The organism is Fictibacillus sp. BK138 (genome assembly GCF_004216955.1).
In the GTDB taxonomy this organism is placed as follows: domain Bacteria; phylum Bacillota; class Bacilli; order Bacillales; family Fictibacillaceae; genus Fictibacillus.
Window position 1 is genome coordinate 2,262,760 of the sequence record NZ_SGXL01000001.1, and the last position, 22,032, is coordinate 2,284,791.

The window sequence follows — 22,032 nt, forward strand, 5'->3', positions numbered from 1 at the left end:
TCACACAATATATTCCATTCATGTTTACAAGGCAAAAAAGAGAGTACATGTCAGGAACACATGTACTCTCCTGAGAAAAACTATTTACTATTTTTCAATAAAGCTTATTGCTTTCCTTCGATGTAAGCCCACTTGTAAGAAACATCAGCTCCGAATAAGTGATGAGCTAAGTCTTTTACGTATGGCTTTTGAAGGCCAGTTACACCACGTTGGTATAGTGGAGAGATCGCTTGATCTTCGAAAAGAACTTTCTCAGCTTCAAGCATCATTTCCCAACGCTTCTCTTGATCTGTTTCTTTCTTAGCACCCTCGATTAACTTGTCATACTCAGGGTTTGAGTAAGCCATTTGGTTATGAGCTCCATCAGTTACGAACATATCTAGGAACGTCATTGGATCTTGGTAGTCAGGACCCCAACCAGCATATGAGAAGTCATACTCACCTTTAGATTCAAGTTCAAGCTTTTGCTTAAACGGTTGTGCTTTAATAGAAACTTTGATTCCAGGAAGGTTCTTTTCAAGTTGGTTCTTGAAGAACTCACCCATCTTCTTAGCGCCATCAGAATCGTAGTTCAATAGCTCAAGCTCTACAGATTCTTTACCGATTTCCTTAAGGCCAGCAGCCCAAAGTTCTTTAGCTTTTTCTAAATCATAGCCACCGAAGTTGCCATTTGTTTTACGGAAGTCTTCTCCGTCTGGACCTGGAGTGAACTCACCTGGTACTAGGTAGTAAGCAGGAGTAGATCCGTTGTTAAGAAGTACATCTACCATAGATTGCTTGTCATAAGCCATGTCGATCGCTTTACGGATGTTAGCGTTCTTAAGAGCTTCTGATTTTTGGTTTAAACGTAAGAAGAATACTGTAGCTTCTCCACGAGTGTAAAGATCTTCGTGATCTTTGTATTGGTCAACATATTCCATGCTTAGACCAGTGATATCTGTTTGACCAGTTTCATAAAGGTTTACGCTTGTAGCAACGTCTTTAACGATTTTAACGTTAATTTCGTCTAACTTAACGCTGTCTTTATCCCAGTAGTTATCGTTTTTCTTGTACTGCCATCCTTCGTTGTGTTTCCACTCGTTAAGTACGAAAGGACCGTTGTATAATAGAGTGTTAGCTTCTAAAGCGTACTTATCGCCTTGTTGCTTAACAAACTCTTCTTTTTGCGGATAGAAAGTTGCGAATCCAGTTAGTCCTAAGAAATAAGGAGCTGGAGCTTCAAGAGTTACTTCAAGAGTTGATTCATCAACTGCTTTAACACCTAGCTCTTCTACTTTACCGAATAATGGGTCACCATCAGTTTGGATCGCGTTAGCGTTCTTTACAGGTCCCATAATGTAAGCATACTCAGAAAGAGTATCTGGGTGTAATGCTTTTCTCCAAGCATATACGAAATCATTAGCAGTTACTTTAGATCCATCGCTCCATTTAGCGTTTGGATTTAGGTGGAAAGTATAAACTGTTCCATCTTCACTTAGATCGTGCTTTTCAGCAACACCTGGAGTTGGTTTGTTGTCTTTATCAAGACGGTATAAACCTTCCATAACGTTGTTCATTACTTCGAATGAAACAGAGTCTGTTGCTTGTGAAGAGTCCATTGAAGGAATTTCTTCTCCATCAAGGATGTTAAGTACTTGCGGCTCAGCTGGCTTATCAGTTTTTGTACCTTCGTCGCCGCCTTTCTTGTCGCTAGTTTCTTTCTTGTCTCCGCCACTACAAGCAGCTAAGAACATGCTAAGAACAAGAACTAGCGTAAGAAGCAATGACCATTTTGACTTCTTCATGAGTCGACCTCCCCTTTTTATCCTGTTAATTTGTTAGCAGACGAAAGTCTCAAGAATTATCAGACATTTCATCTACAAGTTCGATTATACAAGTTTTCAAACAATTGTGGAATTATTTTTTTTAAGAGTTTTACAAAAAGCCCATGATATTTACTTTTCCTTAACAAAAAATAGGTATAAAGACCTATAATGTGTGAGCGAGTATTTTCTGATTATTCTACAAATTTTACCAAAATTATATGTAAACTAGCATGAATATTACATTCTCGATTTCCTGTGCAGATAGACAATCCCTTGTTTTGAATTATAATTCGTCAATTTTATATTTCATTTGTTACAATGGGAGTAAAGTCTGACGGTATATTTTTGATTTCGTGGTACATTTTTAAATGTATATGGTGTAATTTTTACTACTTGGAGGCCTAATCAATGAACGTACACATAAGAAGAATTCTTGTTATTTCTGCATTCCCTGTCATCATAGCTTTGATCATTGCTCTTTTATCTTCTGGACCATTTACCCTTGAAAAATACGTAAATACTCTTTTTTACTTTGCACTTTCAATTGCATTGATCGGGATTGCTCTATATGTAGTAAAAGGCGGGTTTTTCGACTTTTTTTCTTATAGTTTTAAAAAAGTAGCGAAGGCTTTAACGAGGACACCAGACGAATACGATGAAATATCTTTTAAAACCAACTTTCACCTATCAGAAAGAGTCAATGTTTCTTATATGAAATCTTTTTTGTACAGCGGATTATTTTTAACATTTCTTTCAATTGCCGTTGCATATATATTGTAATTTGTGTATACTACTAAAAAATAAATGACTAATGTGATGATGAAGAAGAGTACATGATGAGAAGCTCTCAGAGAGCCTGTGGCTGGTGAAAACAGGTAGTGGATCATGATGGAATGGGCTTTGGAGCATTCTGACCGAACCTTTAGTAGGCTCAGACGTGTAGATGTCCGCACGATATAAATGGACAGCGTATCGGTATTTCCTGTACGTATTCGAGTGATTTTCATTTTAGTGAGAATTATAAGGGTGGCACCGCGGTCCATTCGTCCCTTGCATAAGGCGACGAGTGGGCCTTTTTATATTGATTTTATTAGAAAAAGGAGAGATGAATCATGTCTGTAATCTTTTCAGGCATACAGCCGAGCGGTAATTTAACCATCGGCAACTACATTGGAGCTATGAGGCATTTTGTTGAGCTTCAGCATGAACATGATTGTTATTTTTGCGTAGTTAACCAGCATGCGATCACCGTAGCACAAGATCCTGTTGAGCTAAAGAGAAACAGCCGAAATTTAGCTGCTCTTTATTTAGCAGCAGGAATTGATCCAGAGATTTCAACGATTTTTATTCAATCAGAAGTTCCTGCACACACGAAAATGGGATGGATGATGCAATGCGTTTCCTACATCGGTGAATTAGAGCGCATGACACAATTTAAAGATAAGTCTTCTGGGAAAGAAGCTGTTTCTGCTGGCTTATTAACCTATCCCCCACTGATGGCAGCTGATATTCTTTTATATAACACAAGTATCGTTCCAGTTGGCGATGACCAGAAGCAGCATATTGAACTGACACGTGATATTGCCGAGCGTTTTAATAAGAAGTATCGAGAAGTCTTCGTTATTCCAGAACCGCGCATTGCTTCTGAAGGCGCTAGAATCATGTCGCTCGTTGATCCTGAGAAAAAGATGAGCAAATCAGATCCGAACCAGAATTCTTTTATCTCTATGCTGGATGATGAATCTGTTATCTTAAAGAAAATTAAGCGAGCAACTACAGATTCTGATGGAGTTGTAACTTATGATAAAGAAAAGAAGCCAGGTATCTCAAACTTGCTGACTATTTATTCTCAACTAACTGGAGAAAGTATTAAGTCATTGGTCGAAAAGTATGAGGGAAAAGGTTATGGAGATTTCAAACAAGGTGTGGCTGAAGCAATTATCAATACATTAAAGCCAATTCAAGAACGCTATAAAGGATATCTAGAATCAGATGAATTGGATGCTATCCTTGATAGAGGTGCAGAAAAAGCAAACCGTGTTGCTAACAAAACGTTAAATAAGGCTGAAAGAGCTATGGGATTGGCCAGAAAACGAGTGTAGGTTTACTTGAAGCTTTATCTTGTGCGTGAAACTGCTTCGTTTTTGTGTGGCCACAGTGTGATTTAGCGTGGAACTCATACTATCTTGCGTGAAACTTGCAATACTATGCGTGAAAGTACATGTATTTTGCGCGAACGTGTAATATATATAAGAACACGTACCGTAACAAAGCTTTTTCTTCAAAAAGCAAGCAGACTAATGAGACGTTCTTCTTCTATAAAACTAAAACGAATACAAAAAACCAGCGGAAGCAATCATCCGCTGGTTTTTTTAGTTTACGTGTGTACCATTTTCAAGTTCCCAAATCTTTTCAAAGTATGGCTGTCCTTTAACAAGTCTTTCGCACATATCTAAATGCTGCTTCGACCAGCCGCTCTTTAATTCGCAATAAAGCGCATCCCATGCTTCGTCAAAGTCCATTCTTTGAATTTTTCCATATTGTTCAGGCATCCACTCTGTACACCAATACCTCATTTCAGCTACATTTTTTGTCGAATGCAATTGATCAAGGGCCATAAAGAGCAGTTGTTTTAACTGTCTTTCCTTTCTCGTCAGGCCTCTCATGCTGTCAGGGTTCGGTGACAAAATATGATACTCTTTGCTCATCTGCTTTGCGCTGAATGTGTAAACTTTTGTTTCGGTCTGATCTGCCATTTCAAAAACAAGCTGTTCTTGCCTTGGAATGAGTCTGCTCTTTCGAATTGGTATTCTATAACCCATTGTATCTACAATCAACGATTTTTTCTCATCCGTTATGATAAAGCAATGTTCAAGCTGTACGCGCTGGTTGTTTTTTCTGACATACGCTTTTTGATGCACTTCTTCTAATAAGGCATCTGGAAGATCGTTTAAATCATTTTCGATGTAATGAAAAAGTGTTGATTCAATCTTAATAATGGGTACTTGATCCAATAGTTCAATATAGTCATCTTTTCTCCATTCATGAAACTCACAAACGTTATAGCCATTCTCTTCTCCTTCAAACCAGTTGACCCAAACATCACGTAAGTATAACATTTGTACCCCTCACTTTTTTGCCGATTTGTATTTAAAATCAGTATAGTCAGAGGTTGTACTTTTTATTCTAAAATAAGGCAATTCACAAATTGAAATATTGAACCCCGTTTCCTTAAAGAAAACGGGGTTCTTATTCATTATTCTTCTATTTTTTTAAATACAAGTGACGCATTATGTCCGCCAAAACCTAGTGAATTGCTTAGTACTGCTTTCACTTCAGCTTGTCTTGCTTTGTTTGGTACATAATCAAGATCGCATTCTTCATCAGGTGTTTCATAGTTGATTGTTGGTGGCAGAATATTCTCTTGAATCGCTTTTACAGAGAAAATAGCTTCGATACCGCCAGCAGCACCCAGCAGATGTCCAGTCATTGATTTAGTTGAACTTACAGGAATCTTATATGCTTGCTCATTAAAGACGGCTTTAATCGCTGCTGTTTCAAATTTATCGTTAAAATCAGTACTTGTGCCATGTGCGTTAATATAAGAAATATCCTCTAAAGCAAGACCGCTGTCCTCAACAGCCTGCTTCATTGCACGTGCACCGCCTTCACCGCCAGGAGCAGGCTGAGTGATGTGATAAGCATCACCTGTTGCTCCATACCCAACGATTTCGGCATAAATTTTAGCTCCGCGCTTTTTAGCAAATTCATATTCTTCAAGAATAAGAATGCCAGCACCTTCTCCGATAATAAAACCACTGCGGTTCTTATCGAAAGGACGACTAGCTGTGTTCGGATCTGGATTTGTTGATAGAGCACCTGCCTGACAGAATCCTGCTAATGCCATATCTGTAATAGGTGCTTCTGTTCCACCAGTTACCATAACATCAGCATCTCCGCGCTGAATGACTTTGAATGCATCCCCGATAGAGTTTGCACCTGAAGCACATGCTGTAACTGTACAAGAGTTCATTCCTTGAGCACCAATCGCTATTGAAACCTGGCCTGAAGCCATATCAGGTATCATCATTGGAACAAAGAAAGGACTAACACGTCTAACACCTTTTTCTTCAAAAATCCTGAACTGTTCTTCATGTGTATCCATTCCGCCAATACCTGAACCAATCCAAACGCCAACGCGAGGTGCGATGTCTGCAGTGATATCCAGGTTTGCATCTTTAACAGCCATCAATGATGCAGCTACTGCAAATTGTGTAAAACGGTCCATTCTGCGAGCATCACGTTTATCCATAAACTCAGTTGGATCAAAGTCAGTAGCTTCTGCAGCAACTTTTACCGGAAACTTTTCAGCGTTTCTTCTTGTTAGCGGTCCTACCCCGCTTTGTCCTTCTACAATCTTCTTCCACGTTTCTTCTACACTATTACCAAGAGGAGTTACGGCTCCCAAACCAGTTACGACGACTCTTTTTTTCATTGTAAAACCTACTCTCCTTTATTCAGCATTGATGATTTTGAATTATCGTCCCCACCTAAGTGCAACTGCACCCCAGGTCAAACCTCCGCCAAAACCAACAAGTACGATTGTATGATCTTCTTTTATCTTACCATCTTTCAGTGCTTCTTTTAATGCCATCGGGATTGAGGCAGATGATGTATTACCAAATCTATCGATGGTCATGATCATTTTATCTCTCGGGAGTTCTAGCCTTTCCCTGGATGCTTCCATGATTCTTATGTTTGCTTGATGAGGAATCAGAAAGTCTACATCTTCCTTCGTTAATCCAGCTTTATGAACAACATTTAAAGATGATTCTCCCATTTGTCTGACTGCAAATTTGAAGACTTCACGGCCATTCATATGGATAAATTCATTTTGATAAAGGTGCTTTGCTCCCGTACCATCAGAACCAAGTTCAAATGAAAGAATTCCTCTTCCTTCACTTACTGGTGACAAGATGGCCGCACCTGCTCCATCACCAAACAATACAGCCGTATTTCGATCTTTCCAGTCCGTAATTTTGGATAGCTTTTCAGCCCCAACTACTAATACATTTTTATACGTTCCGGTTTCAATAAATTGCTTTGCAACGACTAACCCATAAATAAATCCTGCACAAGCTGCACTGACATCCATTGCAACTGCATTTTTCGCTCCTAAATAATCTTGCAGCTGACAAGCAACCGACGGAAAAGGATTATCAGGTGTAACTGTTGCTACAACAATCATATCAATCTCTTCAGCAGTAATTCCCGCATCCTGAATTGCTTCTTCAGCAGCATGTTTTGCCATATGAGACGTTTTCACAGATTCTTCTGCAATTCTGCGTTCTACGATTCCGGTACGAGTTCTTATCCACTCATCATTCGTATCTACCATTTTTTCAAGGTCGGAGTTCGCCAGAATTTTTTCCGGGATATAACTGCCCATCCCAATGATTCCTGCATTCATAACATTACCCCTTTAGTTTTAGATTTATAAAATTAATAACAAATATTATGACCTGGTACTAATTTTATGCCAATTCCGGTATTTTGTCTAGTTAATGTTGTTTTCTTTCACCAATACAGGGCTTAGGGCATATCCTGTAATGAAGAAAAATGTAAGTTTGGTGAAATTGATATTAGGAGTGGTTCAAAATGCACAATCCTCTGCATCAACAACAGCCAATGTATCCTCCGCAGTTTCCTGGACGTTATCCGATGAATCATGGGCAGCAGCAGCCCCTTCATATGCGACAGGGAATGCCTCCTCAAGCCTTTGGCGGGCCTGGATTTAGAGGAATGCCTGCACCGTTTCAGCAGCCGTTTCCGCCGCGCCCATTTTTACATTCTTTCAGAACGCAGGAAGGATCTCTGGACTACAATAAGATTTTTGCCGTAATCGATCAATCCGTGAAAGTTGCTCAGCAGATATCTCCAATATTCTCTGCGTTTAAAAAGAAATAAAAAAAGCCAACCCGCTCAGGTTGGCTTTTTGCTTACATAACTTATTGGTTTTCTTCTTTTCCGAGTTCATATGCATCATTCATCACGTTCAATAAAAGCTGGAGCATAGGCTGAATATCTTCCATTCCCAGCTCAATTCCCTTTTGCTCTAAAAAAGCTTTCGCCTCTGGCATATGAGACATAGCAATCTGCATAAATTTCATGTTCAGTTCGTTGTTCATTGTTAGTTGCCTCCTCATTATGTAAAAATAGGCATATGTTAGCCCCTTCTAAGTATAAAGAAAAAATGAAATTCCAGAAACTCTTTAATACATTCTTTTTTTACACTGATTTGCATAGATGCTTTCACTGCAGGTTGATTGGAGCGCAAGGTACGAGACTCCTATTGGCGCAAAGCGGTAGGAGGCTCACCGCGCGCCCCGTGGAAAGGTAGCAACTTGGAGCAGAAATCAACAACTTTTAGACCTCTTATATCGATTCTAAATTTTTTCCCAATAAAAAATGGTCCAGACTTCATATATGTCTGGAACCACCTTTAAATTAAATTTCATTTGATTTTGGCTTGGATTTCTTGTTTTTAAAATGCATAATTTGTTTTTGTATGCCTTCTTTGATCTTCGTTTTAGCTCGAAAGCCGAGTTCAAGCTCAGCTTTCTCTCCCTTGATGCGCATTTTTCTTTTCTCTGTGAAAGTCAGCTTTTCTGCTTTTAATTCTGTAAGCCCCTCGAGCCAATGATTTGGTTTGCCGCTTGAAATATTGTAGATTTCGTTTTTTGCGGGTGCTTTCCCAGCTAAGAATAAGGCTTCTGCAGCGTCTTCTACAAATAAAACATCTTCAGTAACTGTATCTTTTGATATTTGTTCTTGTCTTTTATCCTCTTTGGAAATCACTTGCTGATAGGTGTGATGTTCCGGTTGCCCTGGTCCGTATACTGTAGGCAAACGCATAATGACAAATGGAAAGTCATTTTTTTCAGCCAATTGTTTGATCATATTTTCTTCTGTCAATTTTATGAGACCAAACAGCGTTTCTGGATTCTTTGGAGAATTTTCGAGCACTTCTCCTTGTCTCTTTCCATAGACATCATACGAAGAAACATATATGAGCTTTGTTTGCGGGTTAGCAAACGAAGCGACTTTTTTTAGAACGGAAACATGCCTTTGAACTTCATCTTCAATATTTGTCCACGGTGCCGCAGGTTTAATGGAACAAGCAAGGTGAAAGATAACATCACAGTCTTTTGTATATGGATGCAGATCTGTTTCATTTATATCGTGCGGAAGAAATTGAAAACCAGCATGGCGCGCAATATAATCGATACGGTCTGGCGACTCTGCCATATCGATTCCGACCACATCAACTTCTTCATCTAACAAACGGCTGCACAAATGAAAACCGATAAATCCTGCTGCGCCTGTCACAAATGCCTTTTTCATGTATGAGCCTCCAGTTTCAATTTTCTACTCTTATTATCCTATGGGAGGAAAGCCAGGAATACGATACTTTTTTTGTATTTAAAAACCCCATTGCCCTTAAATAAAGGAAACAATGGGGTTAAAGCACTTTTTCATTTTCTCTAAAAAATTCCCTAAAAGCTTTGGCGGGATTGAATGTATTTTCAGGTACATGGATTAAAAGTGAGATGGGCGCCAAAATTTCTAGTCTTCTTTTTTCATAAATTCTGCTATGGTCACGAAAATTAAAAGAGACCCCTCTTGCAGCATGCCATATTTTCACAGGTGTTTTAGCATGTAAATCTTTAATTTCTGGAAGTTGATCAATAAGCGGAACGACTTTAAGTACTTCTATATTGTAAGCTGAGCTTATTTCTCTGACTAGCCGCTTAAAGAAAAGACGATTTTGCATTTCATGGTTAAAGTGATGCTTCAGGTCAAAACAAGGATTAATAAAGATGGCAGAGCGTATATGAGGTTCCATTTCCTCCATTAACCGCAGTGCAACCAAAGTTCCCATGCCTTCTGCAATTAGATGAATGTTTGGATTTAAAATTTCGTGTTTCATAACATAATGGTACAGCCTTTTCGCAAGAGTTACGGCTTTCGGGCTTCCCCAATGCCGTCCGTAAAGGTTCGAATAGAAGATCGTATAGCCTTGTTCTTTGAGGGATTGAATTAGATAGGCGCGTTCAGTGCTTTGTTTCCAAAGACTGGTGTGAGAGTCAACGTAATGGCTGCAATCACCGATGATCATAACTGCAAATCCATTTGGGCGCTCTGGCAGATGGATGATATTCCATTGATTGTCTATTTGGAAAGTGCGTTTATCGATACTCACATTTCTCCCCTCGCATTAGCTTTTCTTAACTAATGTATGCAAGGGAAAAAAAATAGCTAAAGTTATCTGCCTATGTTTTTATGAATTGAGTTCTTTTTTCAGCTGTTCAAGAGCCTCTTTTCCTTCCGGAGTAAGGTTCTTCTCATCTTGTTCTTCCAACGCTTTAAGTTCTTCCCATTTTTGCTCCATATCGCGGCCCCCTCTTTAAAAATTATTTAAAATTTCACTAGTGCACGTATACGTATTCCTTTCTTTATTTATGACAGTCAATCCTGTTAAGCATGAACATTTTATGAAAATTTTTGCTGTTTTTTACTCAGGCTATATAAATTCTTGTAAAGAATCTTTTCCTTTGCCTCAACTTTTGTTACTATACAGTAGGGTAAAGAATTCGTTTACATAAAGAGGTGAATGTAGCATGCGTTATATTTGGACGTTGATCTGGTCTTTATTGTTAAGTAATATGATTTTCTATGTATTGGTCTCTATGCAAGGCGGAACATTCGATTTTGTAAAAGCATCAATCTTCGGCGTTATCTTTACAGTCGTAATTTCAGTACTTGGTGAATTATTACCAGCACAAAGCGAAGAGATATAAAAATGAAAACCCGGCGAATGGCCGGGTTTTTGTTTATGTTTATGGTTTTCTTTTATATGTCCATACACGGTTGTGATTTGTTGTTTCTGGAAAACGGTCACCTGCTGACAAGTGAATCTGCTGAGGATCATTGACCATGCTTCCAGTCTCGCCAATCTCGACATAAATACCGTTATTCGGAGCTTTTTGACCATGTGTAAAATGCTTATGCTGTCCCATTAAATGAACCTCCTTTCTTTTATAGGTTACCCGCGGTTTGCGTGATAACACTTGCTAAAAAAAAGAAAAGATTCACATCCTGGATAAAGTTTAAAATGCCCCTGAAACTCCTGCCACGGCCTGAAGCGGAAACATACATCGGTATAATTGATAACCGGCAACGTTATATTGCGACTGCGTGCTTCGGGATTCGTTCTGATTATTTTCTACATAAGGAATCGCAAAATAAACATTTTGCTGATCAACGTACTCTATAAACCCTGAGTATGTCATTCCATCAATAAGCATCAGCTGTACATGCTGATTTCTGTTCTTCATACAAGTTTTATACATCTTTTTATATGGATTTCTGTTTATGCCAAGTGCCTGCTGAATGGGATTCTGTCCTTCAAATTGATTTGGATACATAATACGCCCTCCTTTTAACTCATCCTATTCAAAGAAAAAGAAGTTGGTTCAATGTACCGTTTATACAATAAGGATTACTTTCAAAAGATTAAGTTTTTTGCTTCTCCTCTTTGCAAGTTGATTGGAGCGTAAGGTGCGAGACTCCTGGGGGATTAGCGGGACAGGTGAGACTCCTATCGGCGTGAAGCGCAGAGGAGGCTCACCGCACGCCCCCCGGAAAGCGAGCACCTGGAGCGGAAGTCAACTACTTTCAAAATCAGCAAAGTTTACGCAAACTATCTACAATTAAGAAGGGTTTGATAAGATTATGGAGAAAGGTATTTGTGAACTTTGCAAAAGGCAGCCCGTTGATCTAACCGTACATCATTTAATCCCTAAAGAAGAAGGCGGCCGTTTTTCAGATACCGCACATATATGTATATCTTGTCATAAACAGATTCACTTTTTATATACGAATACTGAACTAGCCACGCTCTATTCAACTGTGGATTCATTAAAGCATGCACCCGAAATGAAGAAATTTATCAGCTGGTTAAGAAAACAACCCGCAACGTCAATGCCACGTATGAAAAAATCAAACCGGCTTAAACGGAGGCGAAAATAAAAATGAAGGAACATGTAGGATCGTGTGAGATCTGCAATAAAGATTTATTCTGTATGGATGGATTTTTCCAAGGTGAAATTGACTCGTCAGGGAAGCTTTTTTGTTTTACATGTTATATAGAAGAAAAAAAGGAATCAAACGAATAATCTATCGTTAAAATTCCTTCATTAACTATTTATTAGCCTCCACTTACAGGAGGGATAAAGGCGATTGTGTCACCGTTTTTTATTTCAACTGTCAAATCAACATACTCTTCATTTACAGCAACGAGCGCATTTTCTATCCCATTAAGTTCTCCAAGCTGATTTTGAAGATGGTCTTTAACCTGTTCAACGGTAACTGGTGACTCTAGATCTATTGTTATTTTTTGAGTACCCGCTTGTTGTGCGAGACTTGCGAACAGCAAAATATGCACCATCTATTTCTCAATCCTTTCCGGACGGCCCTCTGGATACTCTTCCGTTCCTTTTTGATTTCCTACCCATTCTTCCCCATCTGTGTAATGTTCTTTTTTCCAGATCGGTACGATTTCTTTGATTCGTTCAATTGCATAACGGCTAGCTTCAAAAGCATCCTGCCTGTGAGGAGTTGAAACTGCAATCGTAACTGCAACATCAGAAATTTGAAGTGTTCCAATCCTATGTGTGATTGCAGTTCTTGCATTTGGCCACTTTTCTTGAATTTCTTCCCCAATTTTTTGTAGCTGTTTTTCTGCCATAGGTACATATGCTTCATATTCCAAATAACGTGTCTGTTTTTCCCCAGTCATTTCCCTAACGGTACCAATAAAAACTGATACTGCACCTGCGTTATGATGTATCACTTTATCAATAACTTCTTGATTATTGATCGGTTCTTTTGTGATATTAAACAGTTTCATGATAAGCCCTCTCCTCAATGACCCGGCTTGTTATATAGTCCATTAAAAATTTTACCCACTTATCTTCTTCGGTTCTAATAAATTGCGGAACCTTGTCTTGGCTAGTTAGCTGTTCCTTACTAATTATCGCAACAAGCTTACTGGAGTTAATGATAAGATCACTGTCATTTTGATTCCGGCAAAGAAGAACTCGTGGGTATTGAATTTTTTTATAGCCTTCAATTAATACGCACTCTATATCCAATACTTTATATATCTCAATTGCTTTTTCAAGAGGCAATTCATGATTCATTGAAAATATAGTGCCTCCTGAAGAAGATATTCCGGCAATGAATGCTCCTGAATTTCTGTGACTTTCAGTATCTTTGCCAGCATCCTGAAAATCAAGGGTATTATCATGTCCGTGATGCTTTATGACAGCGGTTTTTATTCTTTGTTGGGACAGCTGTTTCAGCAGTTTTGTTATGACTGTTGTTTTACCGCTGTTTTGGTACCCTGCGACTTGAAGAATAACGGGGAATCCCATGGCCACTCACTCCCTTCACCGTTCCAGGATAGTACGCCAACCTCACTTCCTTTCTCCCATCCTCTTGTTCCACCAGGCAGAACAATGAGTGAGTTAGCTGCAAGAAGTGATGAAACCGATCCTGATTTATCAAGACCAGCCGGAGTTACAACGTTCCCATCAAATCCTTCTGTCAAAACGGCTCTAACAAAACGGGTAAAGGGATTAGGCTTTGGAAAATCCGCACCAAGGACAGCTTTCACTGCTTTACAGTGCGGTTTCTTTACTTTCATCCCTGATAACACGACAGGTCTTACAAAAAGCTCACATCCAACGAAACATGCAGAAGGATTTCCAGAAAGACCAAAGAGCCATTTACCTTCATGCAAGGCAACTGTTGTAACACTTCCTGGTCTCATCGCAATCTTATTAAAAAGTACTTCAGCCCCTAATTTTTCATAAATCGCTGGAAGAAAGTCGTAATCACCAACAGATACTCCGCCCGTTGTAATTAAGAGATCTGATTCTTTCAAGCATTCTTTTACATTCTCATATAGGGATTTGAAGTCATCTTCCCGATGCTGATACAATTTCACCGCTGCCCCCATTGCTCTCGCTTGTGCAGCCACCATATACGCATTACTATTTCGGATTTTTCCAGGCTGCAATGGTTCGCTAATGTCTAGCAGTTCAGTTCCAGTAGATAAAATACCCACGACAGGCTTTTTGAAAACAGAGACTGTATGATGTCCAAACGTTGCAAGTACTGCGATTAAACCTGGTGTTATGCGAGTGCCTGCATCAGCAATCACTGCTCCTTTTTTTGTATCTTCACCTTGAAACGATATATTATCATTTGATTTAACGGTACGCTTAATTTCAATGAAGGACTCTTCATTTTCATTCATTTCTTTTACTAGTTCAAGCATGATCACAGCATCTGCACCAACTGGTATCTGTGCGCCAGTCATGATTCTTATAGCCGTTCCGCTTTTCACTTGATTAACTGCAACATGACCTGCACCAATCGTTTCTAACACTTGAAGTTTAACGGGATGAGTTTCAGCTGCATCTGCCGTGTCTTTTGAAAGAATTGCAAATCCATCATATGGTGAACGGTTAAAAGGCGGTACATCATGCGTGGCAGAAAGGCCTTGTGCAAGTATACGATTATCGGCTTCTGTTAACGGAACTTCTTCAGTTCCCCATAATGAGGTATGGTTCATGATCGTTTTTATAGCTTCTGAAACAGGAATCGGATTTCTTTTTGCAACCGGCAAAATAGGACCTCCTTAAATTATCAGAAAATAAACACTTTTCAGTTTACTTTTGTGTTTAAATTTGTTATTATTTTTTTAAATTATAGAAAGGATGTTGATTTATGAAGGTTTCTTATGAATATTACCACCGAAGCGGCAATAAAGTAACCATTACCGACATCCCAGAAGAATTTAACGAGAAGGGTGTTTGGACGCTCCGCATCATGCATTCACTTCAAAAGCAAATTGACGAAATTGATCATATGTACCAGCCAAAAAGAACATATCGACTTAAGTTAGAAGAAACGGGGTAATGACTACACCGTTTCTTTTTTTGATTTTATATTTTGAGTGATCCACTCCACTGCGTTCAAATAGGCAGAACGCGAAACTTTATGACCAGATGTTTTGTCATTCATGTACACAGATCTGTTGTTATTTTCAGTAAGTCGATCCACGAAAGGTTTTGCAAATTCATATGGGATAACTGCATCGATCTCACTATGCCAAATGAATAATGGACGGTTATTCAATTTATCCATATGTTGAACTAGATCATATTTACTGATTAATTCATATGAATGATTTAATTCTTCTATTGAAAGAGGCAGCTTATGCCCAGCCTTTTCGATTCTTTCGATTTGCCATCTTGCGAAATCTTCATGCGAAGGAGTTCCCATTAAGGCACAACCCGCTTTAATATCCTGATTGTTTACAAGTGAACCATACGTTATTATTGCTCCCATTGAAGTCCCGCCAACAGCGACCTCTCCATCAGAAGTAAAATTATTTTCGTGTGCCCAATCTATAATAGCATCCACATCTTTAATACCTTGATGAACAATGTTCCAAAATTCATATTCCATCACTTTTGGAGGGTTGGGAGAAATTCGTTCACCATGATGAAGAGCATCTGGCAAAATGACCCGAAAACCTTTTTCAGCAAGCGTATATGCAAAATGCAGATTGTGTTCTTTTGCACTCGTGTAACCGTGTATAAAAATAAAGAGCGGCAGCGGCATCCCTTTATTCTCTTCTTTTTCAGCCATTAAAAAAGGGATATCCCCTATCGTTCCATTTTGAATTGAAACCAAATGTATCTCCTCTTTCTCTTTTTTTCCATCTTATCATGAGACATGCATCATTTTCATGAATGAAGACCTATATGAATAGACTTTTTCAAGGGAAAATATTACACTTTACGTAAAGCATAATAAAAAGGCAGGTACTTTTGTGACACAACCATACTTAATTGCACTTGATCTTGATGGAACTTTGTTGACAGATGAAAAGAAAATTCCCCGCAAGACAAAAGCATTGCTTTTTGAACTGATCGAAAAAGGCCACCATGTTTGCATTTCAACTGGCAGACCTTATCGTTCATCAAACATGTATTATGAAGAGCTTGGATTGAAAACCCCTATTGTAAATTTTAACGGTGCTTTTGTTCACCATCCGCATGATGCTTCTTTCGGTATTCACCATTCACCTCTGGAGCTCGACGTCGCACAAAGGATTATTAAAGCATGTGAAACTTTTAAGGTGAAAAACATCATGGTCGAAGTTCTTGATGAGGTCTATTTAAGAAAACACGATGAAGTTATTGTTAATACGTTCATAATGAATGAAAATCCTCTCCAAATTGGAGACCTTCAAAAAACGTTAACCGAGGATCCAACAGCAATCCTCGTTCATCCTGAAGATCATCATATTGGTGATCTAAGAAAAATGCTGGAACTGGAGCATGCAGAAGTCGTTGATCAGCGTGTTTGGGCAGCTCCTTGGAACATCATCGAAGTCATTCGTTCAGGAATAAATAAAGCGACTGGGCTTGAAAAAGTTGCAGCATATTATAATATTCCACAAGAACGTATCATTGCTTTTGGTGATGAGGACAACGATTTTGAAATGATCGAATATGCAGGTCATGGTGTAGCGATGGGCAATGCCATCGAAGAACTTAAAGAACGGGCAAATTATGTAACGAAAACAAATGAAGAAGAAGGAATTGCGCATTATTTGAAAAATGTATTAGAACTTGTGTAGTTCACTTTAATAACCTCTGGAATTCCAGAGGTTTTTTTATTTCCATTTCTTTTATATGCTGTTTCATCTTCTTTTTACATAATGTCATCTTCACGGTTAAAACTAAGCATACGGGAGAAAAGGAGGTATTTTAAATGAGTAAAAAAAGCCGTTCAAAACGAACAATCAAACAAGGTGCTGATATGGTGAGCCAAGAAACAACCATGGCATTCAGCAAGAATGAACAAGAAGACCGCAAGCGTGATAAAGAAGAAAGAAATTCTTTAGGAGGCATATAGGGATGGCAAATAAATTATTTCAAATGGCAAGAAATGCTGTTCAACAGGCTGTTGGAAAATTCCAAAACTCAGCTAATGAGATGATGCATAACCAAAATTATACGAATAGCCATACTACACACACGAACCTTTCGAGCCATGATATGGAAGTTGCTCAGAATGCTTTATCCTCAGCTATGGCGAATTCTTCTGATGCAGAACGTGCTCAGCTTGCTGAACTTCAGCAAGAACTTGATGCTCATTCAAATCAAACTACTTCTCAAACGGGGCAGCCTCCATCCTTCTCTCAGGCAACTGGCTTAAGCTTAGAAGATGCTCAAAATCTTTTAGAAGATGACTCAAACCAAAATAACTTGCAATAACACAATAAACAGCTTTCTCTTTTATGGAGAAAGCTGTTTTTTTGGAAATGATATGGCGGTCAATGTTTTAATTTTTCTTAGGACCAGATCACTTAATTCTTCATATCCATATTTATTAAAATGAAGACCGTCTTCAATAACGAACTTTTCAATATCCATTTCGTTAAGTATTTCAAAAAGAGGTACATATGCGGTTCCCTCATGCTTTGCCACCTTTTTGACAGTTTGAGCATATGTTTTCATTCTTTCGTTCGTTCTAGCTTTCTGTTTTTCTTCAAAAACGGGCGCAGGACTGATCAGAATTACTTTTTTTGCTCCGATTTTATTTACCATGTACGTGAGGTTTTTTTCGTATTCTTTTAAAGGGATGAGCCTGTGGTCACTCGAATCATTTGCGCCAAACAAGATCGTTACAAAGTCGGGCTGATGCCTCAAAACATCATCTTGCAGTCTGACTAAAGCAGCCCTGGTTGTTTCAGCAGGAATACCCGCGTTCATAACTACCCATTCTGTTAATTCCTGTCTCAGCCGGGAGGTCAGACGCAAAGAACCGTCTTTACTCTTTTCTTTTGATGTAATGCTGTCCCCAAAACAAACAAGAGTCTTCAATCCCACCCATCTCCTTTTATTGTCTATTTTTATAGTTATTCGAAAGAAATTTCCATTTATCAAACGTCATAGCCTCAATAAATTTGTTATAATGTGTTATGTTATGTTTAAATTTAATGTTTTTACGAGTAATTTGGGGGCATTTTAATGAAAATATATCGAGTAACGAATGAAGCTGAATCCCATATAATCGAAGAAATTGCGCACCTTTTTATCCAGCAACGCACAATGGATGGTGAGCCTGAGGAACATTTCCGAACCCTTGCAGGTGTTAAGCTTGCTTTGGAAAATCCCGATAAGAGCGGAATCATTGTTGCCCAGGAAGAAGATAGAATTATCGGACTTGCTTTTTTTAATTTGGGAATAAGCATTCGCATCGGTGGTCCTTATTTATGGCTTAATGAACTTTATGTACATGAAGAGTACCGAAATAAGGGTATTGCCCGCAAGCTGCTTCTTCATTTGATCTACTGGGCTGAACGTGATGGAATTAAATCAATTGAATTAGAAACAGGAATCAACAACTCTGTAACGAAGCATTTGTATAACTCACTCGATTTTCATGATATCATCTCAAAGAGATACGCATTTAATTTTTAATAAAAGAAGGAGTGTTATTTATGGCAATTGAATTTTCGATCCAGCCAACACCAAATCCGAACGCACTAAAGTTTGACGCATCTGAAAAGTTTCTAGAAGGAAGATTATCTGCACGTGTTGGTGATGATACTGATTCACCTCTAGCAAAAGCGCTGCTCTCTATCGACGGTGTAGAATCAATCTTTGGCTTTGAAAATTTCATCACAGTCAACAAAACAGTAGACAGCGACTGGAATCAACTGATGCCTGAAATCGAAAAAGCTTTAAACGAAAATGCTTAATATATAATCTGAAAAACCAGCCTACGTGTGATGGGCTGGTTTTTTGTTTTTTTGATTATAGTCGTTTTGTAGTCATGTGTCTCGTTGGCCGAGTATAAATTTATGAACCGCATGTGAGCCTTCCTGAGCGCGCAAAAACCTCCGTGAACCAGCTAAATCTCCGTGAACGCACATAAATCCTCCTGAGCGCACATAAACCTTCACGACCACGCAATAATACATGCACTAAGCTCAAATTCTAAATATTTTTATTTAAAGGTCTCGAGAGGCACAGCTAATACATCTGTTTTCTCGCCGTCTTTCGGACTAAAATAGAACAGTTCGAGCATCAATGTACCATTGATCGGCAAGTCTTCCTCAGAAATCTTGATCTCGACTGAAAAAGGCGCCCATGCAGGTGCTCCTTCTGCAGTTTGTGCATGATTTTCAACAAAAACTTCATGCCCATCTGTAACTAAGTAGGCAAATGATGCTTCAAACACTCTTGCTTCACCAGATACCTTATATTTCCCATCGGTTCCTGTGAAGTGAATATTTCTAAATGAGTTATTCTTCAAATCAGCTATCCCTGATTGCAAGGTCAAGTTCTCGGTAATAGCCAGCTCTTCTGTTTTAATAGATCCTGGTGTGACTTTGCTCGGAGTGAATATTGCTTTTACTTTGTATATTCCAGCTTTTCTGTCCTCTGGTGAAAGCTTCCACTTTGCCTTCCATAAATGGCTTGCTCCTGCTTTGATCTGGACTTTCTCTGTTTGCTGACTGTACTTCTTCCCTTTAGAATGCCTATAACTTTCATTTCCTGTTGTATCTTTTACCGTAATATCAAACATCTTAGAGCTGTCAAAGGTTAGGGTTACTGTATGATTGCTTTGGTTCTCTAGAGCTACCAAAAAGTCGATTCCATCGTTTGTCTGTTGAATAGATAATACGGGATTAAGCTGCGAACTAATGCTTTCATTACCTTTACCCTTCTTCACTTTATCTTTGGAGCAGCCAGATGCCATAGAAAAAATAATAAATGATGCAATAATTATTAACAAAGCCTTTTTTGATTTTAGCGCCAAGCAAATCACCACCTTCTCATTCATTTTTACCGTTATATGGTGATTTTAACGAAAAGATTCATAAATAAAACACGGCACGAATAATGTCCGTGCCGTGTGTACAAAATCATAAGGTTTGTTTTTTTATGGGGTCTGTCCCCTAGTCGTTGCGGAAGAATCCATAGATGCCTTGAGTGTGAATAATATTCGTAAAGGCATTAGGGTCCACTTCTTTAAGGACCAGCTCAAGGTCATATAATTCATAGCGAGTTATTACAATCATGAGCATTTCTTTATCATGATTTGAGAAAGCACCTTTTGCAGGGATGATTGTTATTCCTCGCACCATTCTTCCATGAATCGCTTCTTGTATCTCTTTTCCTTTTTTCGTAACGATCATTGCAGTAAGCTTTTCATGACGAGTATGTACTGCATCGATAACACGTGAAGAAACATAGAGAGCAACTAACGTATACAATGCCTTTTCCCAGCCGAATAAGAAACCTGCTGCCATAATGATCAATCCGTTTAATATGAAAAAGTAGCCGCCGATCGGTTTGTTTTTCATTCGTGATAGAACCATGGCGATGATGTCCAATCCACCAGTTGATGCACCGTATTTTAATGTGACCCCAACTCCTAATGCTGCAATAACACCTCCGAAAACGGCGTTAAGCAAGATGTCTGTTGATACTACTGTAATAGGGATAATCTCTAAGAAAAAGGTAATCATGATTACGCTTAAGAAACTGTAAATCGTAAACGACTTTCCTACTTTCATCCAGCCGAGAACCGTAACTGGAATATTAAAAATTAGATATAAGATACCTGTTGAGATAGGAAATGCCGTATTTTCAAGCAGTGAGGAAATAAGCTGAGATACTCCCGTGAATCCGCTTGCGTATACTTTTGCAGGAATCAAAAACATATTTAATGATATTGCGTTTAATATTGCCCCTACTATTATAAAAAAGATTGTTTTCATTTCATTTATCCCTAGTTCAGAGATACGAAAACGTTCTTTGATCATGTGAAGCCCCTCCTTTCATAGTCCAAGATTCATTTTTAACAGAAAAAGCAGAACACCGTCAATAGCCAATTAACTTTTTTTATAAAGATCATGATTGCCTTTTCATTCCATCACACGTTAAACTATAGAAAAAGCCAAGCAGGTGAAATGAAATGATTCAAATTATAACGGATACAGGTTCAGATCTGCCCAAACAACTTTTAGAAGAATACGATATCTCTATGCTTCCATTAGTTGTACAGATAAATAACGAAGAATTTTTAGACCGGTCAAACATTGAACCAAAACAGCTATATACATACATGAAAGATGGAGCCGCGCCAAAAACGGCACAAGTACCCCCTGCACTTATAAAAGAAACATTAAGTTCTTATGCAAAGAATGGAAAACCTGCGATATACATAACCTTATCTTCAGGAATTAGCGGTACCTATCAGACCGCAGTCCTCATGAAAAATGAAGTGCTTGAAGAATATCCTGAAGCACAGATTGAAGTTTTTGACAGTCAGGCAGCTTCACTCGGCTATGGTCTCATGGTCTATGAGGCAGCCAAAGAAGCAAAAGCAGGAAAAACAATGAACGAAATCATTAGCACCCTGCAGCATTATCAAACTCATCTTGAATCTATTTTTACCGTTGATGACCTTGAATATTTATTACGCGGCGGCCGGGTTAGTAAAACAGCCGCAGTCATGGGTGCTCTTCTAAAGATTAAACCTGTACTGCATATGGAAGACGGCAAGCTATTCCCGCTTGAAAAATTGCGAGGAAAAAAGAAAGTTTTAGGCCGTATGGTCGAACTCATGAAGGAACGCGCTGAGACACTGGATGATATGACGATCGGAATCAGCCATGCTGATGATACAGAAACGGCACAAGCACTTAAAGAATTGATTATCGCAGAAACGGGAAACCGGAACATTTTGATCACGATGATCGGCTGTGCGATTGGGGCACATGCAGGACCTGGAACAATCGCGTTATTCTTTTTAAATACACCTAAAAAAGTTTATTGAAACATGATGTATAATCGATTTCCTTCTGACAGATGTTAGAGACAGGAGGGATTCTACATGACACACCGCTATACAAAAGACGATAATAAAAGGCCAGAAGACAATCAGGCGATGAACCAGCTTAAGAACGAAGCTGAACAAGAGATTAAACAAAAAGGCAAACAGCCTTACTCAAAAAAGCCCGATCATCTCTAGCATGAAAAAAGCTCCCGAATGTTTCGGGAGC

30 protein-coding genes and 1 other annotated feature are annotated in these 22,032 nt (G+C 38.7%); of the genes, 13 read left to right on the forward strand and 17 right to left on the reverse strand.

Features of this window, described 5'->3' with window-relative positions; genetic code table 11:
- Positions 1-104 precede the first annotated feature (104 nt).
- Entirely contained in the window at positions 105-1,784 is a 1,680-nt protein-coding gene (locus tag EV282_RS11225; protein ID WP_130295896.1) for a peptide ABC transporter substrate-binding protein, read from the reverse strand.
- A gap of 429 nt (positions 1,785-2,213) precedes the next feature.
- On the opposite strand from EV282_RS11225, the gene EV282_RS11230 reads away from it, so the two are divergent.
- Positions 2,214-2,585, forward strand: coding sequence for a DUF3899 domain-containing protein (locus tag EV282_RS11230; protein ID WP_130295897.1), 372 nt, complete (start codon positions 2,214-2,216; stop codon positions 2,583-2,585).
- A gap of 27 nt (positions 2,586-2,612) precedes the next feature.
- Positions 2,613-2,859, forward strand: a binding site (T-box leader).
- A 58-nt stretch (positions 2,860-2,917) separates the two neighbouring features.
- The gene (gene trpS, locus EV282_RS11235) at positions 2,918-3,907 is read left to right on the forward strand and encodes a tryptophan--tRNA ligase (protein ID WP_130295898.1); all 990 of its coding nucleotides are present in this window, start codon (positions 2,918-2,920) and stop codon (positions 3,905-3,907) included.
- Between the two features lie 270 nt (positions 3,908-4,177).
- Here trpS and EV282_RS11240 read toward each other — a convergent pair whose 3' ends face one another.
- The 3 genes from EV282_RS11240 to EV282_RS11250 all read right to left on the reverse strand — a co-directional run bounded on the left by EV282_RS11240 (position 4,178) and on the right by EV282_RS11250 (position 7,275).
- Positions 4,178-4,924 carry a YjbA family protein gene (locus EV282_RS11240; protein WP_130295899.1) on the reverse strand — a complete coding sequence of 249 codons (747 nt, stop codon included), beginning with the start codon at positions 4,922-4,924 and terminating at the stop codon, positions 4,178-4,180.
- A 137-nt stretch (positions 4,925-5,061) separates the two neighbouring features.
- Positions 5,062-6,300 carry a beta-ketoacyl-ACP synthase II gene (fabF, locus tag EV282_RS11245; protein WP_130295900.1) on the reverse strand — a complete coding sequence of 413 codons (1,239 nt, stop codon included), beginning with the start codon at positions 6,298-6,300 and terminating at the stop codon, positions 5,062-5,064.
- A gap of 42 nt (positions 6,301-6,342) precedes the next feature.
- Positions 6,343-7,275 carry a beta-ketoacyl-ACP synthase III gene (locus EV282_RS11250; protein ID WP_130295901.1) on the reverse strand — a complete coding sequence of 311 codons (933 nt, stop codon included), beginning with the start codon at positions 7,273-7,275 and terminating at the stop codon, positions 6,343-6,345.
- Between the two features lie 188 nt (positions 7,276-7,463).
- Between EV282_RS11250 and EV282_RS11255 the strand changes: the two genes are divergently transcribed.
- A complete protein-coding gene (locus EV282_RS11255; RefSeq protein WP_130295902.1) occupies positions 7,464-7,772 on the forward strand; it encodes a YppG family protein in 309 nt (102 codons plus the stop codon).
- Between the two features lie 41 nt (positions 7,773-7,813).
- Here EV282_RS11255 and EV282_RS11260 read toward each other — a convergent pair whose 3' ends face one another.
- From EV282_RS11260 to EV282_RS11270, 3 genes are all read right to left on the reverse strand, one after another.
- Entirely contained in the window at positions 7,814-7,993 is a 180-nt protein-coding gene (locus EV282_RS11260) for a ComZ family protein (RefSeq protein WP_130295903.1), read from the reverse strand.
- 319 nt (positions 7,994-8,312) lie between these two features.
- The gene (locus EV282_RS11265) at positions 8,313-9,209 is read right to left on the reverse strand and encodes an NAD-dependent epimerase/dehydratase family protein (protein WP_130295904.1); all 897 of its coding nucleotides are present in this window, start codon (positions 9,207-9,209) and stop codon (positions 8,313-8,315) included.
- Positions 9,210-9,327: 118 nt separating this feature from the next.
- Positions 9,328-10,068, reverse strand: a complete 741-nt coding sequence (locus EV282_RS11270) for an alpha/beta hydrolase (RefSeq protein WP_130295905.1) — start codon at positions 10,066-10,068, stop codon at positions 9,328-9,330.
- 418 nt (positions 10,069-10,486) lie between these two features.
- On the opposite strand from EV282_RS11270, the gene EV282_RS11275 reads away from it, so the two are divergent.
- On the forward strand, positions 10,487-10,666 hold the full coding sequence (locus EV282_RS11275; protein ID WP_077361724.1) for a YjzD family protein: 180 nt from the start codon (positions 10,487-10,489) through the stop codon (positions 10,664-10,666).
- A gap of 39 nt (positions 10,667-10,705) precedes the next feature.
- Here EV282_RS11275 and EV282_RS11280 read toward each other — a convergent pair whose 3' ends face one another.
- Positions 10,706-10,885 (reverse strand): YjzC family protein, encoded by a 180-nt coding sequence (locus EV282_RS11280; RefSeq protein ID WP_077361726.1) that lies wholly within the window; start codon positions 10,883-10,885, stop codon positions 10,706-10,708.
- 90 nt (positions 10,886-10,975) lie between these two features.
- Positions 10,976-11,293, reverse strand: coding sequence for a hypothetical protein (locus EV282_RS11285; protein ID WP_130295906.1), 318 nt, complete (start codon positions 11,291-11,293; stop codon positions 10,976-10,978).
- Between the two features lie 307 nt (positions 11,294-11,600).
- On the opposite strand from EV282_RS11285, the gene EV282_RS11290 reads away from it, so the two are divergent.
- Positions 11,601-11,897, forward strand: a complete 297-nt coding sequence (locus tag EV282_RS11290) for an HNH endonuclease (protein WP_130295907.1) — start codon at positions 11,601-11,603, stop codon at positions 11,895-11,897.
- 178 nt (positions 11,898-12,075) lie between these two features.
- Here EV282_RS11290 and moaD read toward each other — a convergent pair whose 3' ends face one another.
- Genes moaD through EV282_RS11310 form a run of 4 tightly spaced genes read right to left on the reverse strand, consistent with a single transcriptional unit; the run spans position 12,076 to position 14,562 of the window.
- A complete protein-coding gene (gene moaD, locus EV282_RS11295) occupies positions 12,076-12,315 on the reverse strand; it encodes a molybdopterin converting factor subunit 1 (RefSeq protein WP_130295908.1) in 240 nt (79 codons plus the stop codon).
- A complete protein-coding gene (locus EV282_RS11300; RefSeq protein ID WP_130295909.1) occupies positions 12,316-12,777 on the reverse strand; it encodes a molybdenum cofactor biosynthesis protein MoaE in 462 nt (153 codons plus the stop codon).
- A complete protein-coding gene (gene mobB / locus EV282_RS11305; protein WP_130295910.1) occupies positions 12,764-13,303 on the reverse strand; it encodes a molybdopterin-guanine dinucleotide biosynthesis protein B in 540 nt (179 codons plus the stop codon). Before mobB ends, EV282_RS11300 begins: the two co-directional genes overlap by 14 nt.
- Positions 13,240-14,562, reverse strand: coding sequence for a molybdopterin molybdotransferase MoeA (locus EV282_RS11310; protein WP_130295911.1), 1,323 nt, complete (start codon positions 14,560-14,562; stop codon positions 13,240-13,242). The genes mobB and EV282_RS11310 overlap by 64 nt, the downstream gene beginning before the upstream one ends.
- 101 nt (positions 14,563-14,663) lie before the next feature.
- Here EV282_RS11310 and EV282_RS11315 point away from each other — a divergent pair, with 101 nt between their 5' ends.
- Positions 14,664-14,855, forward strand: coding sequence for a hypothetical protein (locus EV282_RS11315; RefSeq protein WP_077361738.1), 192 nt, complete (start codon positions 14,664-14,666; stop codon positions 14,853-14,855).
- 3 nt (positions 14,856-14,858) lie between these two features.
- Here the strand turns inward: EV282_RS11315 and EV282_RS11320 are convergent, their stop codons facing one another.
- On the reverse strand, positions 14,859-15,635 hold the full coding sequence (locus tag EV282_RS11320) for an alpha/beta fold hydrolase (protein ID WP_130295912.1): 777 nt from the start codon (positions 15,633-15,635) through the stop codon (positions 14,859-14,861).
- 139 nt (positions 15,636-15,774) lie between these two features.
- Here EV282_RS11320 and EV282_RS11325 point away from each other — a divergent pair, with 139 nt between their 5' ends.
- The 3 genes from EV282_RS11325 (at position 15,775) to EV282_RS11330 (ending at position 17,227) form a co-directional block, all read left to right on the forward strand.
- A complete protein-coding gene (locus tag EV282_RS11325) occupies positions 15,775-16,587 on the forward strand; it encodes a Cof-type HAD-IIB family hydrolase (RefSeq protein ID WP_130295913.1) in 813 nt (270 codons plus the stop codon).
- 134 nt (positions 16,588-16,721) lie between these two features.
- Positions 16,722-16,865 (forward strand): hypothetical protein, encoded by a 144-nt coding sequence (locus EV282_RS20240; RefSeq protein WP_165389427.1) that lies wholly within the window; start codon positions 16,722-16,724, stop codon positions 16,863-16,865.
- A gap of 2 nt (positions 16,866-16,867) precedes the next feature.
- Positions 16,868-17,227, forward strand: coding sequence for a DUF3813 domain-containing protein (locus tag EV282_RS11330; RefSeq protein ID WP_130295914.1), 360 nt, complete (start codon positions 16,868-16,870; stop codon positions 17,225-17,227).
- Positions 17,228-17,248: 21 nt separating this feature from the next.
- Here EV282_RS11330 and EV282_RS11335 read toward each other — a convergent pair whose 3' ends face one another.
- Positions 17,249-17,836, reverse strand: coding sequence for a GDSL-type esterase/lipase family protein (locus EV282_RS11335; protein WP_165389428.1), 588 nt, complete (start codon positions 17,834-17,836; stop codon positions 17,249-17,251).
- 147 nt (positions 17,837-17,983) lie between these two features.
- Here EV282_RS11335 and EV282_RS11340 point away from each other — a divergent pair, with 147 nt between their 5' ends.
- Both EV282_RS11340 and EV282_RS11345 read left to right on the forward strand, forming a co-directional pair.
- Positions 17,984-18,436 carry a GNAT family N-acetyltransferase gene (locus EV282_RS11340; protein ID WP_130295916.1) on the forward strand — a complete coding sequence of 151 codons (453 nt, stop codon included), beginning with the start codon at positions 17,984-17,986 and terminating at the stop codon, positions 18,434-18,436.
- A 20-nt stretch (positions 18,437-18,456) separates the two neighbouring features.
- Positions 18,457-18,717 carry a NifU N-terminal domain-containing protein gene (locus EV282_RS11345; protein WP_130295917.1) on the forward strand — a complete coding sequence of 87 codons (261 nt, stop codon included), beginning with the start codon at positions 18,457-18,459 and terminating at the stop codon, positions 18,715-18,717.
- A 248-nt stretch (positions 18,718-18,965) separates the two neighbouring features.
- Here EV282_RS11345 and EV282_RS11350 read toward each other — a convergent pair whose 3' ends face one another.
- Both EV282_RS11350 and EV282_RS11355 read right to left on the reverse strand, forming a co-directional pair.
- Positions 18,966-19,781 (reverse strand): BsuPI-related putative proteinase inhibitor, encoded by an 816-nt coding sequence (locus EV282_RS11350; RefSeq protein WP_165389429.1) that lies wholly within the window; start codon positions 19,779-19,781, stop codon positions 18,966-18,968.
- 139 nt (positions 19,782-19,920) lie between these two features.
- Positions 19,921-20,745, reverse strand: coding sequence for a YitT family protein (locus tag EV282_RS11355; protein WP_207224325.1), 825 nt, complete (start codon positions 20,743-20,745; stop codon positions 19,921-19,923).
- A 197-nt stretch (positions 20,746-20,942) separates the two neighbouring features.
- On the opposite strand from EV282_RS11355, the gene EV282_RS11360 reads away from it, so the two are divergent.
- Together EV282_RS11360 and EV282_RS20245 are read left to right on the forward strand one after the other, a co-directional pair.
- Entirely contained in the window at positions 20,943-21,806 is an 864-nt protein-coding gene (locus EV282_RS11360) for a DegV family protein (protein WP_130295920.1), read from the forward strand.
- A 57-nt stretch (positions 21,807-21,863) separates the two neighbouring features.
- Positions 21,864-22,001 (forward strand): hypothetical protein, encoded by a 138-nt coding sequence (locus EV282_RS20245; RefSeq protein WP_165389430.1) that lies wholly within the window; start codon positions 21,864-21,866, stop codon positions 21,999-22,001.
- The last annotated feature ends 31 nt before the right edge of the window (positions 22,002-22,032 follow it).

What these genes read in the sequence shown, in the direction of transcription:
- EV282_RS11225 (WP_130295896.1), bottom strand. Translation starts at nt 1,784, where the DNA reads ATGAAGAAGTCAAAATGGTCATTGCTTCTTACGCTAGTTCTTGTTCTT.
- EV282_RS11230 (WP_130295897.1), top strand. Translation starts at nt 2,214, where the DNA reads ATGAACGTACACATAAGAAGAATTCTTGTTATTTCTGCATTCCCTGTC.
- trpS (WP_130295898.1), top strand. Translation starts at nt 2,918, where the DNA reads ATGTCTGTAATCTTTTCAGGCATACAGCCGAGCGGTAATTTAACCATC.
- EV282_RS11240 (WP_130295899.1), bottom strand. Translation starts at nt 4,924, where the DNA reads ATGTTATACTTACGTGATGTTTGGGTCAACTGGTTTGAAGGAGAAGAG.
- fabF (WP_130295900.1), bottom strand. Translation starts at nt 6,300, where the DNA reads ATGAAAAAAAGAGTCGTCGTAACTGGTTTGGGAGCCGTAACTCCTCTT.
- EV282_RS11250 (WP_130295901.1), bottom strand. Translation starts at nt 7,275, where the DNA reads ATGAATGCAGGAATCATTGGGATGGGCAGTTATATCCCGGAAAAAATT.
- EV282_RS11255 (WP_130295902.1), top strand. Translation starts at nt 7,464, where the DNA reads ATGCACAATCCTCTGCATCAACAACAGCCAATGTATCCTCCGCAGTTT.
- EV282_RS11260 (WP_130295903.1), bottom strand. Translation starts at nt 7,993, where the DNA reads ATGAACAACGAACTGAACATGAAATTTATGCAGATTGCTATGTCTCAT.
- EV282_RS11265 (WP_130295904.1), bottom strand. Translation starts at nt 9,209, where the DNA reads ATGAAAAAGGCATTTGTGACAGGCGCAGCAGGATTTATCGGTTTTCAT.
- EV282_RS11275 (WP_077361724.1), top strand. Translation starts at nt 10,487, where the DNA reads ATGCGTTATATTTGGACGTTGATCTGGTCTTTATTGTTAAGTAATATG.
- EV282_RS11280 (WP_077361726.1), bottom strand. Translation starts at nt 10,885, where the DNA reads ATGGGACAGCATAAGCATTTTACACATGGTCAAAAAGCTCCGAATAAC.
- EV282_RS11285 (WP_130295906.1), bottom strand. Translation starts at nt 11,293, where the DNA reads ATGTATCCAAATCAATTTGAAGGACAGAATCCCATTCAGCAGGCACTT.
- EV282_RS11290 (WP_130295907.1), top strand. Translation starts at nt 11,601, where the DNA reads ATGGAGAAAGGTATTTGTGAACTTTGCAAAAGGCAGCCCGTTGATCTA.
- moaD (WP_130295908.1), bottom strand. Translation starts at nt 12,315, where the DNA reads ATGGTGCATATTTTGCTGTTCGCAAGTCTCGCACAACAAGCGGGTACT.
- EV282_RS11300 (WP_130295909.1), bottom strand. Translation starts at nt 12,777, where the DNA reads ATGAAACTGTTTAATATCACAAAAGAACCGATCAATAATCAAGAAGTT.
- mobB (WP_130295910.1), bottom strand. Translation starts at nt 13,303, where the DNA reads ATGGGATTCCCCGTTATTCTTCAAGTCGCAGGGTACCAAAACAGCGGT.
- EV282_RS11315 (WP_077361738.1), top strand. Translation starts at nt 14,664, where the DNA reads ATGAAGGTTTCTTATGAATATTACCACCGAAGCGGCAATAAAGTAACC.
- EV282_RS20240 (WP_165389427.1), top strand. Translation starts at nt 16,722, where the DNA reads ATGAGTAAAAAAAGCCGTTCAAAACGAACAATCAAACAAGGTGCTGAT.
- EV282_RS11330 (WP_130295914.1), top strand. Translation starts at nt 16,868, where the DNA reads ATGGCAAATAAATTATTTCAAATGGCAAGAAATGCTGTTCAACAGGCT.
- EV282_RS11340 (WP_130295916.1), top strand. Translation starts at nt 17,984, where the DNA reads ATGAAAATATATCGAGTAACGAATGAAGCTGAATCCCATATAATCGAA.
- EV282_RS11345 (WP_130295917.1), top strand. Translation starts at nt 18,457, where the DNA reads ATGGCAATTGAATTTTCGATCCAGCCAACACCAAATCCGAACGCACTA.
- EV282_RS11355 (WP_207224325.1), bottom strand. Translation starts at nt 20,745, where the DNA reads ATGAAAACAATCTTTTTTATAATAGTAGGGGCAATATTAAACGCAATA.
- EV282_RS11360 (WP_130295920.1), top strand. Translation starts at nt 20,943, where the DNA reads ATGATTCAAATTATAACGGATACAGGTTCAGATCTGCCCAAACAACTT.
- EV282_RS20245 (WP_165389430.1), top strand. Translation starts at nt 21,864, where the DNA reads ATGACACACCGCTATACAAAAGACGATAATAAAAGGCCAGAAGACAAT.